Annotated in this window: 10 protein-coding genes; 9 read left to right on the forward strand and 1 reads right to left on the reverse strand. The window is 47.5% G+C overall.

The window, feature by feature from the left end:
• The first annotated feature begins 2 nt into the window (after window positions 1-2).
• The 9 genes from GC130_RS07330 to GC130_RS07370 all read left to right on the forward strand — a co-directional run bounded on the left by GC130_RS07330 (window position 3) and on the right by GC130_RS07370 (window position 12,980).
• Complete coding sequence (locus GC130_RS07330) at window positions 3-1,736, forward strand: hypothetical protein (protein ID WP_151997631.1); 1,734 nt, start codon at window positions 3-5, stop codon at window positions 1,734-1,736.
• Window positions 1,733-2,899 carry a DUF4249 domain-containing protein gene (locus GC130_RS07335; RefSeq protein WP_151997632.1) on the forward strand — a complete coding sequence of 389 codons (1,167 nt, stop codon included), beginning with the start codon at window positions 1,733-1,735 and terminating at the stop codon, window positions 2,897-2,899. Before GC130_RS07330 ends, GC130_RS07335 begins: the two co-directional genes overlap by 4 nt.
• 66 nt (window positions 2,900-2,965) lie before the next feature.
• Window positions 2,966-4,126, forward strand: a complete 1,161-nt coding sequence (locus GC130_RS07340) for a DUF4249 domain-containing protein (protein WP_193217796.1) — start codon at window positions 2,966-2,968, stop codon at window positions 4,124-4,126.
• Window positions 4,123-5,331 (forward strand): DUF4249 domain-containing protein, encoded by a 1,209-nt coding sequence (locus GC130_RS07345; RefSeq protein WP_151997634.1) that lies wholly within the window; start codon window positions 4,123-4,125, stop codon window positions 5,329-5,331. The genes GC130_RS07340 and GC130_RS07345 overlap by 4 nt, the downstream gene beginning before the upstream one ends.
• Window positions 5,328-6,401, forward strand: a complete 1,074-nt coding sequence (locus tag GC130_RS07350; RefSeq protein ID WP_151997635.1) for a DUF4249 domain-containing protein — start codon at window positions 5,328-5,330, stop codon at window positions 6,399-6,401. Before GC130_RS07345 ends, GC130_RS07350 begins: the two co-directional genes overlap by 4 nt.
• An 18-nt stretch (window positions 6,402-6,419) precedes the next feature.
• Window positions 6,420-7,613 (forward strand): DUF4249 domain-containing protein, encoded by a 1,194-nt coding sequence (locus GC130_RS07355; protein WP_193217797.1) that lies wholly within the window; start codon window positions 6,420-6,422, stop codon window positions 7,611-7,613.
• 19 nt (window positions 7,614-7,632) lie between these two features.
• Window positions 7,633-8,802 carry a DUF4249 domain-containing protein gene (locus GC130_RS07360; protein ID WP_151997637.1) on the forward strand — a complete coding sequence of 390 codons (1,170 nt, stop codon included), beginning with the start codon at window positions 7,633-7,635 and terminating at the stop codon, window positions 8,800-8,802.
• A 74-nt stretch (window positions 8,803-8,876) separates the two neighbouring features.
• Window positions 8,877-11,573 carry a prolyl oligopeptidase family serine peptidase gene (locus GC130_RS07365; RefSeq protein ID WP_151997638.1) on the forward strand — a complete coding sequence of 899 codons (2,697 nt, stop codon included), beginning with the start codon at window positions 8,877-8,879 and terminating at the stop codon, window positions 11,571-11,573.
• A 105-nt stretch (window positions 11,574-11,678) separates the two neighbouring features.
• The gene (locus tag GC130_RS07370) at window positions 11,679-12,980 is read left to right on the forward strand and encodes a hypothetical protein (RefSeq protein ID WP_151997639.1); all 1,302 of its coding nucleotides are present in this window, start codon (window positions 11,679-11,681) and stop codon (window positions 12,978-12,980) included.
• Window positions 12,981-13,075: 95 nt separating this feature from the next.
• Here the strand turns inward: GC130_RS07370 and GC130_RS07375 are convergent, their stop codons facing one another.
• Window positions 13,076-15,094 carry an alpha amylase C-terminal domain-containing protein gene (locus tag GC130_RS07375; protein ID WP_151997640.1) on the reverse strand — a complete coding sequence of 673 codons (2,019 nt, stop codon included), beginning with the start codon at window positions 15,092-15,094 and terminating at the stop codon, window positions 13,076-13,078.
• Window positions 15,095-15,105: the final 11 nt, after the last annotated feature.

Here is a 15,105-nt window from a genome sequence, read left to right on the forward strand (position 1 = left end):
CCATGAGAAAGCTTAAAGCCATTTTTGGAAGAGCGCTACTAACGGCATCGATACTCTTATCGGTGCTGGCCACAAGCAACTTGATTCAGGCTCAGGACATTTCCTACAGGGAAGAGATTCATATACACCACGACGGACCTGTGTATTTAACGGGTGATCGGCTAAGGTTTTCAGTAACATGTCTCGATCAGTCAAACAACCTGCTTTCTCCACTTAGCAGGCTGGCTTATGTTGAACTCCTCGACAGCGAAAACACACCACTGGCCCAGTCGATCATCGATTTGAATGATGGAAAAGGAAAAGGTGACATTCTTTTACCATTTACCGCCACTTCAGGCAACTACATCTTAAGAGCCTACACCAAGTGGATGAGAAATTTCCCCCCCGAGGACTATGCTTATTCAATTGTTACCATCATCAATCCATTTAAGTCGCTTGGACTGTCAGAAAGCAGCGAAAAGCCAGCCACCAGAAAAGCCTATGCTCCCACAGCAGGTCTGACGATATCAATCGCCAGCGAAGTATATCGCTCAAGGCAAAAGGTAACCATCGACCTGGGATTAACTGGTGTAGAGGGTAGGCCTGCTAGTGGGCTGGTGTCAGTTTCTGTAAGCAAGGTGCCTGATTTCTTCACGACGGACGGGGAAAATTCCGGGAAGCTTCCGGTTGTTATCAAAAAAAATCCCTCCCAGGGTTCATTTAAGCCCGACAGGCTCTACTTGCCTGAAACGAAGGGGCAGTTCCTCACTGGTAAAGTGTATGAATCGGGCACCACAACCCCAAAGGCAAATGAATTGATCTACTTGTCTATCATTGGAACGCAACCTGAATTCTATGCTTCAAAAGCTGACAGCGAGGGCGTTATCCGGTTCGAGATTGTGGATTTTTATGGCCAGGGAGAAGTGCACCTGCAAAGCGCCGATCCAGAGGCCAATGTAGATATAATTATTGATCCGTCGTTTTCGGAGGCCTTTGTTGCGCTCGAGGTTCCGCCACTCACTATTGACGAAAAGTGGGAAGGCTACCTGACTCAGGCGAGCCAGAATATGCAGGTTAGAAATGTGTATTCCAGTATTATTCCATTTGATGAACACCAGCTATCGGCTGACTCATTACCTTTTTACGGTATTCCTGATCAGAAATACTACCTGGATGACTACACAAGGTTTCCTTTGATGGAAGAGGTGCTGAGGGAATATGTAGCTGGTATTTTCCCAAGAAAAAGAAACGACGAGTTCTATTTTAAGATGGTCAACGTAGAAAAAAATGAGATCATGAACAATGAACCGTTGATGCTCTATGATGGCCTTCCAATTAAAACGGCGAACACCATTATGGAGCTGGATCCTCGTCTTGTGAAGCGGATTGATGTAGTGACAAAAAGGTATTTGATGGGTGGAGCGATTTTCGACGGCATCACAAGCTTTCATTCATATAAGGGTGACTTGGCTGGGCTAGACCCGGCACTCACTGTCGGTCAGGACTATTCATTTATTGGGGTGCAGAAGGGGGCGAAATATGTGTTTCCCGACTACGACGATGTTAACTCAACATCGACATTGCCCGACTTCAGAAACACTCTGTATTGGGCTGATAGCAAGAAGATCAGTGACGGGCTTGGAGTAGTAGCATTTTTTACCGGAGACGATACCGGGACATATTTGATTGACGTTGAAGGAATCTCAGACTCAGGCGACTTGATCTCTCAAAAAAGGTTTTTCAAAGTGGAGAAATGAGAATAATCACCCTGGCCATACTGATATTTTTCGTGAGTGTTGGCTGCCTCGAAAGATTCGAGCCACAAGGAACGACGTTGACCAACCTATTGGTGGTGGAAGGGCAGCTTACAACTGGTTCGGAGGGCAACACAATCAAACTCTCCAGAACCCGGGCCATAGGCATGAAAGACATGGTACCAGAGCAAAATGCCATAGTGAAAGTGACAGATGGCCAATCAAACGACTACCTTTTTAAGGAAATGCTACCAGGTACATATTACAGCCCGGCGGCAGATTTGACAGCAAAGGTGGGAGAAAAATATGTGCTCGATATTGTAACCGCCGGAGGCAGTCACTATCAATCCAGCCCGGTTATACTTAAGCAAACTCCCCCAATTGAAAAAGTCTATTACAGCAGTGAAACCAGACTGACTGACGACGGGAGAGCGCTGTCAGGCATTGCCATTTACCTCGATGCGTTCGACGAGAATAACAACACCAACTACTACCGCTGGGAATGGACAGAAAATTGGGAAATTCAAATGCCTGTTAACTCAAAATTCGACTTCCAAGTCGACAAAGACACAGTCGGAATGGGCTATCCCATACCCAAAATTCTGCCGGTGAATATTTGCTACAACTCCGACACCTCCAGCAGAATAATGGTGGCCAGCACCAAAACCCTCTCAGAAGACCGTGTAAAAAAGTATGAGATCAATTTTACCAGCACCAAAGGATTCAAACTAAAGAGCCTCTACGGTATTATAGTAAAACAATATGCTCTTGACGAAGCGGGTTACAAATACTGGGAGGCCTTAAGGGCAAGCAGCGAAGGGGTAGGCACCTTATTTGACCCACAGCCTTATGAACTTACTGGGAATGTTTTTAATACAAGTGATGGCAACGAGCCGGTACTGGGCTATTTTGATGCCAGCACGGTGTCAGTTAATTCGCTGGTAGTCATCCGTGACCAACTTGATTCCCTCGTCTATCCTCTGGAGCAATGTTTTGAAGAGAAAGACACAGTGCCTTACAGGCTTGTACAAGACTACCTGCAGGCTGGCTACTTAATAGATACCACAGGTCTGTTTGGCACCACTTACGTAATAATGGCACCCGTAGATTGTAGCGACTGCAGACTCTACGGGTCGCTGGAGCGCCCAAAATTCAGACCTGATTGACAATTGGCCGAATTATGTAACATATCGTCCCAAGACTTCTTTGTTAAAGGTAAAAATCTCTTCAGAGTGACGTTCACCCTTTTGATAGGGTTCGACCTCGTTGGATGCACCGAGCCTTTTACTCCAGAGTCCAAAGCTTACAAAGGTGTTCTTGTAGTTGACGGGTTTGTATCAGACGCAGAAGCTCGGTCAACTATAAAACTGACACGCAGCTCCCCTATCGACGTTGCCATTCCTACCCCGGAATCAAACGCCATTGTATCGGTAATAGATAAACAGGGGACAAGTTTCGAGTTTGAAGAAACCTTACCTGGCATTTACCAGTGCATAGCGGCAGGTTTTAAGGGTGTGGTCGGACAAGTCTATTCGCTCGACATTTTAACTGGCAACAGCAATCACTATCAGTCAAGGCCGGTTACACTAAAAAAATCACCGCCTATAGATAGTGTTTATTTCGAACCCTCTGTCAGGCTGTCAGATATTGACGGAGATACAATTACGGGAGCAGCCATATTTATTGACACACATGACGACACAAATTCCACGAAATATTACCGATGGGAATGGGAGGAAGACTGGGAAATAAGAGTACCCTACCCCAACACATACGACTGGATCACCTACGAGGACGGCAAATTTGGGTTTCCAAAAGAAAATGGAAATCAGATCGGCCTTTGTTACAACCATGAAGTAGGCAGAAACATCCATATTGCCACTACCAATCAGCTGTCAAGCGACCAGGTAAGCAAGTTGGAGCTCAACTATGTCACAACCAGCGATGGCTATAAGCTAAGGTCTCTTTATAGCATTTTAGTACGGCAATATGCTCTTGATGAAGCAGCTTTCTTGTATTGGTCGGAGCTCGAAAAGACCTCTGAAACACTGGGTACTTTGTTTGATCCCCAGCCCTATGAATTGCGAGGAAACGTTTTTAACACTGACGACCCCGACGAAACCGTTCTGGGCTATTTTGGTGCCAGCACGGTTGAAGAGAAGCGCCTCTACATTACCCGTGAACAGCTTAAGGACATCAAATACCCAACCAACCCCTGTGGACAGGATCTGCTTGAGGTTGAATACAGGTATGTGTACGACCATTTGGAAGCCGGCTACGTTATTGCTTACCTCGGCGACTACGGGGCTATCTCCCTGTATATGGCACCGAAAGATTGTTGCGACTGCAGATTTCATGGCGTATTGGAGAAACCTGACTTCTGGCCGCAATGAGAGCACTTATAAAACCAACAAAGATTTATTTCGGCACCATCGTCCTTTGTTCCATTGGGCTGGGTACGAGTTGCATTGAGCTTATTTCACCGGAGACCTCAACAGCTCCTAGAGCGCTGGTAGTTGAAGGGTCGGTGTCCGACGAAGTTGGCCCTTACACGGTTAAACTGACTCGCAGTAACCCGATTGGTACTTACTCACCAACGCCCGAAGTAGGAGCGACAGTGTCAGTAAGGGTTGAGCACGGTGCCGAATATCTTTTTGCAGAAGACTCGCCAGGCGTCTACCTGAGCAATCCTGCCAACTTCACTGGCACCGCCGGTGCCAGGTATACGCTCCAAATCGTCACTGCTGATGGCAGAAAATACGAATCAGACGCCATTGAATTAAAAAAAGTGCCGACCATTGATAGCGTTTATTTTGAAGCCTCAACCCGGCTTGCTGATGTAACAGGCGATACCATCACAGGGGTAGAAATATTGCTGGATACTCACGACTCTTCAAATGCTACCACATATTATCGCTGGGAGTGGGAAGAGGTCTGGGAGATTAAAGTACCTTACCCAAACACCTATGATTGGGTGGTGTGGCCCGTTTTAATCCCAACGGCCGAACGTTTCGGTTACGAAGTTCCCAATAACCGGCATGTGGAGAGATGTTACAACTCCACACGGTCGAATGGCCTGCTCCTCAGTTCTTCGCTTGGGCTGGCGCAAGATCGTATCAGCAAATACGAACTTACCTACGTTAGCACGGAAGGCTACAAATTGAATTCTTTGTATAGTATACAGGTAAGGCAATATGCCCTTGATGAAAAGGAGCATCACTACTGGTCGGAGCTGAAGAAGCTGTCAGAATCGTTGGGAACACTATTTGATCCACAACCGTACGACCTCCGTGGGAACATGCATAGTGTAAATGATCCCGCCGAGTCCGTGCTAGGCTACTTCAGCGCAAGTGCCATCTCAAAAAAAAGATTGTACATCAATCGATCCGAACTTCTTGATATCAAATTCCCCTACAGCGTATGCGCTCAGGAGCTCGCTTATGTTGAAAATAAATACGTTCAAAACTATATAGAAGCTGGGTATCTGATTGCGGCATTAGGTGATTATGGCTCGGGGCATTACTACCTGGCTCCGGCTGAATGTTGCGACTGTAGATTTCATGGCGTATTGGAGAAACCTGACTTTTGGCCATTATGAGCGAAGCGATTGTTTCAGCGTATATCTCCAGAAAGCTAGCACTGGTTTTACCCATCGTTTTCATTTTCGAAGGTTGCATCGAACCATTTGACGGGAAGTCGACTGACTATGAAAACTCGCTGGTAGTAGACGCCGCCATATTCGACACGCCTGGCCCCTATCAGGTGCTCCTTTCTAGGAGCAGGCCTTTCGGCACCGCAAACTCTTTACCTCAGACTGGCGCCTCAGTTTGTGTGACTACCCTTGAGGGCGCATGTTATCCATTTAAAGAAGTGGCTCCGGGCAAATATCTTAGCGACTCGGCAGAATGGCGAGGGCAGCCAGGCACTACTTACAAGCTGGAAATTGACGTAAATGGCATTCATTTTGAGTCCTCCGAGGAACTCCTGCGAAGCACGCCGGCCATAGATAGCGTCTACTATGAGCTGGAGGAGAGATATACTGACGCTGAAGAAGTGTTGTCGGGAATAGCCTTATTTGTCGACACACATGACGAAAACAACTCGACCAGATTCTATAAATGGACGTCTATTGAAAGCTGGGAAATAAAAATAGAATATCCTATCCATTTCAATCTATGGAAATGCTACGATTCCGACACGTCCAAAATTATTCAAATTGCCACCACCCGTGGGTTATCGAAAAATGTAGTAAGCAGGCATGAACTAAATTATGTAAGCACGGAAGGATTCCGGCTTGGCTCTTATTATAGCCTGCTGGTACGACAGTCAGCCATCGACCAAAAAGCCTATAAATATTGGTCGGAGATCAAACAGTCCAACGAAATGGCTGGCTCCTTGTTTGACATCCAGCATTACCCGATCAGGGGAAATATTCACAATACGTCGGACGCAGGGGAGGTGGTTTTAGGGTATTTCGAGGTGTTGTCGATACAGGACAAGCGAATCTTTATTTCCAGAAGAGATGTCAAAGATCTCAACTTTCCTCTGCCTTCGTGCTATAGTGTGTGGGATGGCCCTCCACCAGACCCACGATTTTTGCCCAGGCGATGCACAGATTGCACCTATCATGGCGGATCATTAAATAAACCTGACTTTTGGCCTAACTAATCTATTTAAATAAAAAAATTGAAAAACCTCAACCCACGCCCCTTCAAAAACTGGCTTCTGACAAGCGGCCGAAACACACTTATTCTGCTCCTTCTTGGTAGTTGCATTGAACAGTTCGACCCAAAAGTAATTGCCTACCAAAGCGTATTGGTAGTAGATGGTTACCTCTCCGATAAAGCTGAGCCCTACAGGATTACTTTGTCACGGTCGAGGGCCCTAAATAATGAAGAGTTTCTTCCTGAGCTTGGCGCCAGTGTGTCGATTATCGGAAGTGAAGGCGAAACATATCACCTGGTCGAAGGCGATTCCGGCCGATATGTGAGTAACCCCACCGAGTTTGTGGCCTTGACAGGGCAGGCCTACACACTTGACATTATAACAGGCAACGGAAATCACTATCAATCTGATCCTGTAACGGTAAAAGTGACTCCTCCTATCGACAGCGTGTATTTCAGAAGAGAGCGTCGCATTGACGACGACGGCTTTGAAATGGATGGAATCAAAATATTGGTCGACGCTCATGATGCCACTGGAGGGACACGCTACTACAGGTATGAGTGGAAGGAAACTTATGAAATTTCGCTGGCATACGCTGCACCCTGGGATTATGACTCTATGGCGCCTGACCCCAGGTTCCCAATAAAGCCTATTGCTGTCTTTGCGGGAAATTGCTATAACTCCCGACGGGGAAACTCCATTCTTACAGTGAGCACCAACCAGCTATCAGAAGACAAGGTAAGTGAGTTCGAAATTAACTATGTGAGCACGGCCGACTATAAGCTAAGAAAAAGATACAGCATACTGGTTGAGCAATTTGCACTGGATGAGGATGCATTCCACTACTGGTCTGAGCTCCAAAAAAATTCCGAGAACCTTGGGACACTATTTGATCCACTGCCGTATGAGCTCCGTGGAAATGTTAGAAATTTGGACGACCCTGATGAGGTCATAGTTGGTTATTTTGATGCGGCGCAGTCTTCACAAATGAGGTTGTTTGTTGACGGAATTCAATTAAGAGATTTATCGTTTCCGTCCACCGGTTGTCCGAACTCGCTTGATACGGTGGCCCTTCAGGACATCCCTCTCAATTTGCAAAGGAATTACCTTATATCTGTATTAGGGCCTTACCCGGTTGAATATGTTCTAATGGCTCCCAGGCGGTGTGCCGATTGTAGAGTCTATGGGTCGTTAGAGAAGCCGGACTTTTGGTAAATGATAAACACGTTCAACGTTGAAAGGAAACACTTTTTTAATCAGCCTTCTTATTCTCACATTGTTGGGCTGTGTAGAACCTTTTGAGCCAGAAACAGGAGACTTTGAAAGTGTGCTGGTAGTGGAGGGAAACATCTCTGACGCTCATGAGCCCTACCTCATTACTGTAAGCAGAACTGCCCCACTAGGTGCCACAGGAGCAGTTCCTGTAAGTAATGCCGCTGTACGGGTAAAAGACGAAGAAGGCGCCGCTTTTGACTTTGCTGAAATTGCAGCAGGTAAGTATCAAAGCAACCCACTTGATTTTATTGGATGCGCTGGAAAAAACTACTCCTTAAGTATTGTCACTGCATCCAATCAAAAATATGAGTCGGAAATGGTCACTTTGAAACCTTCGCCTCCTATTGACAGCGTTTATTTTGAAAGAGACATCCGCCTGACTGATGCTGGAGATACGCTCGATGGTGTAAGAATTATGGTGGACACACATGACCCGCAAGCGAGGTCAAGGTACTATAGGTATTCCTGGCTAGAAACCTACGAAGTTCGCCCGTATTACCCCTCCTACTATGAATGGGATTTTGCAGTAAACCCTCCAGAATTTGTTCGTCGCAATCCTGAAATCAATCTTTGCTTCAAAACTGACACCTCAGGTCAGGTGCTCGTAACATCCACCGCCAATCTAACAGAAGATCGGGTAAGTCAGTTCGAGGTAAATTACGTAAGCACCGAGTCGTTCCGGCTCAAATCACTCTACAGCATCCTTGTAAGGCAGCAGACCCTAAGCGAGGATGGCTTTAGATATTGGAATGAGGTAAGGAAAACCACAGAAAGCCTGGGCACTCTCTTCGACCCTCAACCGTATCAGTTGGTGGGAAACATAAAGAATATTGACAATCCTGACGAGCCAGTATTAGGTTATTTTGATGCCAGCGCTGTGTCCCAAAAAAGAATCTATATTAGCAGAGACGAAGTCAGGCATTTAACATACCCTTTTGAGTCTTGCATCCTTGAGACAAAGTCATTTACCCCTCGGGAAGAGGGTGATGTGTTCAAGGATGAATTCAACCTTTTCATACAGTGGGGTTACATGATCGTTGATGCAGAAGGCCTACTATGGGCACCACCGGAATGTGCCGACTGCCGCCTTTACGGTACGCTTACCAAGCCTGATTTCTGGCCTCGCTAACCACCGCAAAAATTTCTTTGCCGAATTTCGGGCGCAATTAGTAATTTCCTACCCTCAATTAACCCAACCTGAAAATGAAGAAGCTATTTGGCCTGGCAATTGCCGTATTGTCTGCCGCACATTTTTCCTACGCCCAAAAGTGGACAGTGGATGATGTGGTCAATCAGGAGTCTCTTTCCGACGCAATTTTTTCTGACGACAACAACCTGGTGGCTTGGGTGAAACGCAGGCCTGATCCCGACAAAGACAGCTTCGTGTCCGACATTTATCTTACCCGGCTTAATAGCAAAGACAAGGATGGCAACTTTAAAACAGTGCAGCTTACCAGAGGCGACGAGTCGGAAAGCAATCCTGTTTTTTCTGCCGATGGAGAAACCATCTACTTTCTTTCCTCCAAAGCCAAGGGCAAAAACCTGTGGGCTTTGTCGCTACTTGGTGGAGAGGCGTACGTAGTCGACTCTTTTGACGTGTCCATTTCACAGCTAAAAAGGCTGGATGCGACAACCCTGATTTTCAAAGCCGAAGAAGGCAAGACGCTTTATGAGTCCGAAATAGAAAAGAAAAAAGACAATGTGCAGGTAATTGAAGACTCCCTGCATGTGAAGCCAAGCAGGTTATTCACGTTCGATACGGACAAGAAAAAAGTACAAAGGGTAACTGACAACCAATTCCCCATCAACAGCTACGCTATTTCGCCCGATGGCAAATGGGTAGTTACCTCGCAGACAATGTCGCCTCATTATGGTGTGGATGGCAAGCCTTCCCCCACACACCACCTTTGGAACCTCTCTGACAAAACGAGTCAACAAATACTGACTACAGGTTATCAAACCCAGGGCAACTTCCAGTTTGCTGCCGACAACAGCGGATTCTATTTCACAAGCGTCCTTTCGTCCGATCCCGAATGGCAGGGAGCTGGCATCGACCTGTTGCATTTTTATACGCTCTCGACCAATAGCGTTAGGCAAATCAACCTCGGCCACGACTGGGGTTTAGGTGCAGGCTACGATGTGGCTGGGTCTCTCGTGATAGGCTCACTGGCAAAAGGCGCCTATAATGGGCTGGCTTTTTATAGCAAAAACGAGGGCAACTGGAGCAAGGAAATCATCAGTGCAGGCAACTACACCGATCATTTGAGTGTGGTAGCGGCGGCCAAAAATGGGGCAAAGCTATTAGTGGGATACTCCACAGCGTCTCTTCCCACCCAAGTTCGGGTAGCGGAAGTTGTCAAAGGAAAGAAGGGCAATTCGCTGGTCGTTGGTCAGGAACTAACCAAACTTAACACACACCTGGCGAAAAAGCCGATGACAAAATCGGAAGTGATTACCTGGACAGGTGCCCTGGAGGAGGAAGTAACAGGCATTCTCTATTACCCAACCGACTACAAAGCCGGCAAGAAATACCCGCTCATCGTAGCTATTCACGGTGGCCCGTCGGGTGTGGACATGGATAGATGGGCCGATCGCTGGGGATATTATCCTCACCTGATGGCCGAGAAGGGCGTGTTTACCCTCAAACCCAACTACCATGGTTCATCCAACCACGGACAGAAATTTGTCGAGTCCATCAAAGGACACTACTACGAATACGAACTGCCAGACATCATCAATGGCATTAAACTGCTCAACGAAAAGGGATATATCTACGAAGATTCCATGGCAGTAATGGGCTGGTCGAACGGCGCCATTCTTGCCACTATGCTCACTGTTGAGCATCCCCACCTGTTCAAAGTGGCTGCAGTAGGTGCTGGCGATGTGAATTGGACTTCAGACTATGGCAATTGTCAGTTCGGCGTCACATTCGATCAGAGCTATTTTGGTGGTGCGCCATGGGACAACCGCAATGGCAAAACCTACAACGAAGCCTACATCCTAAAGTCGCCGCTGTTTGAAATGGAGAAAGTGAAAACACCCACGCTCATTTTCCACGGCAGCGAAGACAGGGCCGTACCCCGGGACCAGAGCTGGGAATACTACCGGGCCCTCCAGCAAATAGGGCAGGCCGACGTGCGCTTCCTTTGGTTCCCCGGACAGCCGCATGGCTTGCAGAAAATTACCCATCAGCAGCGCAAAATGACCGAAGAAATTGCCTGGTTCGACAAATACCTGTGGGGCAAGCCAGACAAAACCAATGAGGCTTTCAAAAAGGGCAGCCCGCTGGCGCAGCTGATCAGCAAAGAGAAGGCAAAAACGACAAACGGAGCCTACGGCGAAATGGCGAAGGGCAGCCTGATACCCGAAACTGCTGCGACGAAAAAAGATTCAATAGCCATTGGCAAATTTGAAGTGACCAATGCACAGTTCAAAGCCTACAGCACCGAGTTCAGCTTCCCGGCCGGGCAGGACAATTTCCCGGCGGTGGTGAGTCTGGAGCAGGCGAAGGGCTACGTCTCCTGGCTAAGCACTCAAACCGGCCAAACCTACCGGTTGCCCTCAACGGGTGAAGCCAAAAAGCTGCATGAATTGGCGCTCAAGTCGGCTGCGAAGGAAAATACGCTCAACTACTGGGCAGGCTACGACATCACCATCGACGACCTGACCGACTTCAAAGCAAAGTTAGCTGAAGTAAAAAGCTCCCTCCTGAAAGAGGCAGGTTCCTTCCCAGCCTCCAAAGTAAAAGAAGCTGAAATCTACGACCTCGGCGGCAACGTGGCTGAATATGCTTCCGATGGAACTACCTACGGTTTTGGTGCCTATGATTTTGCCGATGAAAAGGCTGGGGCAATGGCTGTAGACAAGAGGAGTGTTGGGTTCAGGGTGGTGAGGGAGTAAATACGCCCGCTTTCCGCTTAAATAGGGCTATCACCGTACAAGTTTGGAAATGATCGCCTGTAGGATTAAATTATATTACACATCACCTACCAATCATTTCCTGTTATGACTACCAAAGCCCTCCTGCTGTTCGTCTTTTTTCTTTGCTGTACCCGATTAAGTGCCCAACCCGGATGGATTTGGCCGGAAGATTCAACCAAAGCTGCCAAAGCAAAAGAGTACTATGCGCTCTATTCCGACCTGTCAAAGCTGGGCAATTCTGAGGAAGCACTGCCATACCTTGAGTGGCTGCTTACAGAAGTGGCGAACTTGAATGTGGGCCTTTACATTGGTGCTGCCAAAACTTATGAAGACCTGGCAGAAAAAGCGGAGGACGCAGCAATTAAGGTGTCTTACCAGGAAAAGGTATTGGCCATCTACGACAAACGCATAGAGTACTTCAACCATGAAGGAGACGTGCTCAACCGAAAGGCATTTTCAGCCTACAAATTCTACAAGGACAACAAAGCGAAATACCCGCAGCTGATTGAATTGTTTGATAAGGCAAACAGCCTAAATGGAGTGGCAGCATTTGACAATAATCTGATCGCCTTTATGGACGTGCTAAAAAGGTCGAAATTGACTGGCGGTGCAATTTCCGACGAAGAGGTACTAGAGTACTATGACAGGATCAGCGAAATTCTTGAGGCAAAGATTGCCAAGGAACCATCGGAGTGGTTGATAAAAATACAGGAAACGATTGACCAGATTCTCATCGAAATTGTTCCGCTGGATTGCAGTTTTGTGGAAAATACCCTGGGAAGTAAACTGAAAGAAGATCCCTCGAACCTGAAGATGGCAAAGAAGGTTTTTCATCTTTTGCTCACAGGCAAGTGCACAAACAGTCCTCTCTTCTTTGAATCCGCCAAAATCATCCAGGACGAAGCTCCATCCTATGGTTTTGCCAGAATTCTGGCGGCAAAAAGAGCTGCTGACGATGATCATGAAGCTGCACTAAAATACTACAACGAGGCGCTAAACCTCACCGATGAAAATGAAAAAAAGGCTGAGACGTCGCTGGACATTGCCCGGATTTATGCAGCTCAGGAACAAAAGGCGATGGCTCGAACACATGCGAGAAAGGCACTCGGATACCAGGAGGAAATGCCTGAAGCCTACAACCTGATAGGCAACCTTTACTACCATAGCTATGAAGACTGCAAAGAAGGTGTGAGCCGGGTGAAAGACAGGGCGGTTTTCATCGCAGCGTACGACATGTACCGGAAGGCAGGCAACTCAAAAGGAATGGAGGAAGCGAAAAGCCAGTTCCCTTCTATAGGAGAGATATTCGAAGAAGGAATGCAGGAAGGAGATAAAATAACCCTGAGTTGCTGGGTAAAGGAAAGTGTCGTATTGCAGAAAAGATAGTCAACATCATTTTTATCCTCTCCTACAACAGGCGAGTGATCGGTTATCAATTTCCGTATTGACTACCAACCAATCACTGTTTACCATTTACCTCCTCACACCCTCTTCATCACCAAACAAACCCTTGCCGGTAAATATACACTCAGGAAGTGTTCTCCATACAGGTTCACTGTTGGATAAGTCATTTTGTCGTCCACTCTTCCGAAACCTCCGAACTTGGCATGGTCACTGTTGAGCACGATTTTGTAGTCACCACCCTGCGGCACTTTGAACCTATAGTCTGGCACTGAGTTTTGTCCATGAAAGTTGAACAGGAAGATCAGGTTCTTGCGCTCAAAAATGATGACCTTATTGGTATCATCCATATTGAGCTGCTGAGCCGGTAGGCTGTCGGGAATTGCCTCCGCAGTAGCCAGGTGCACCATGGCTTCGTCAAAACTGTTGAGGTACTGATAGCGCAGATCGGCATGATCCACAAGGCTCCACTGCCTGCGGGCATATTTGTAGCTCCAGCCATTGCCCTCCCTCGGGAAGTCGACCCACTCAGGGTGCCCAAACTCATTACCAATAAAGGTCAGATAGCCTTCACCGCCCAAAGACAGAGTAAACAACCGTAGCATTTTGTGCAGCGCAATGCCCCTGTCGATGATCAGACTTGGAAGTTCCTTGTGCATGTGGGTGTACATCTCCTTGTCCATCAGCCAAAAGGCGAGCGACTTATCACCCACAAGGGCCTGGTCGTGCGACTCGGCATAGGCGATGTTTTTCTCCCCAAACCGTCGGTTCTGCAGCGTACTCCACATCTCGTGGATATTCCACTCTTCATCGGTTTTGTGCTTCAGCAACTTGATCCAATAGTCAGGAATGCCCATGGCCAGCCGATAGTCGAAACCAAGGCCGCCTTCTTTCGTCGGTCGGCAAAGGCCAGGCATGCCACTCATGTCTTCGGCGATAGAAATAGTGCCTTTTTTGGAGTGGATAATTTCGTTGGCCAACTGTAGATAGGTGAGTACATCCCAATCGACCCCAGCAGCGAAATATTTGTCGTAGTGGTCGAAGCTTACGTTGCCATGATGGAAGTAGAGCATCGACGTAATGCCATCGAAGCGGTATCCATCAAAATGAAACTCCTCCAGCCAGTATTTCACATTCGACAACAAAAACTGCTTCACCTCCCATTTGCCATAATTGAATAGCATGGAATCCCACTGCTCGTGAAAGCCCCGGCCCCCTTCATGGAAGTATTGTGTTTGGGTGCCATCGAGCTTGTTGAGTCCTTCGGCAATATTCTTCACGGCATGAGAATGCACAATGTCCATGATCACTGCTATGCCCATTTCGTGCGCCTTGTTCACCAAATAGCGCAAGTCGTCCGGTGTACCGAAGCGGCTGGTGGGTGCAAAATAGTTGCTCACATGATAGCCAAAGGAGCCGTAGTAAGGATGCTCCTGCACGGCCATCATTTGTATGGTGTTGTAGCCCAGCTTTTTGATCCTCGGCAAAGTAAGCTCAGCAAACTCCCGGTACGTACCCACTCCCTCCTTCTCCTGAGCCATGCCCACATGGCACTCGTAAATAATCGGACACTTGCTGGCAGCCACCGATGAAAACTTGGCATCCGACCATTTGAATTTTTTTGCTGGCTTATAAACGCAAGCAGAGAAATCATAAGTGGTAGGATCCTGCACAACGTAGGTGGCATAGGCTGGAATCCTATCCATTTCGCCTGCCTCAGATTTCACGTGCACCTTAAACTTAGTGCCGTCCTGAAATTTCTCGCCCTTCTTTTCTTCAGCAATGAAAATCTCCCAAATGCCTTCCTTGTTTTTCTTCAGCTTGTGCGCCTCTCTGTCCCATCCGTTAAAGTCGCCCACCACTGAAAGCGCATGGGCGGCAGGCGCCCACTCACGATACCACCAGCCGTCGGCCTTGTCGTCGTAGGTAAGGCCAAAATACTCGTAGGCCGAGGCAAATTGATCCAAAGAGCCGGAAGCTTTTTTGATATCCCCCATGGCTGCATTGAACCTTTCGATCCTATTACTCACCTCTTCAGCATAAGGTTCCAGCCAGGGGTCATTTTTAACAAGTATCGGAGTGGTAGTCTTTTTGGCCATAGTTGCGGGGT

The sequence above is a fragment of the Imperialibacter sp. EC-SDR9 genome (genome assembly GCF_902498805.1).
Lineage (GTDB): Bacteria > Bacteroidota > Bacteroidia > Cytophagales > Cyclobacteriaceae > Imperialibacter.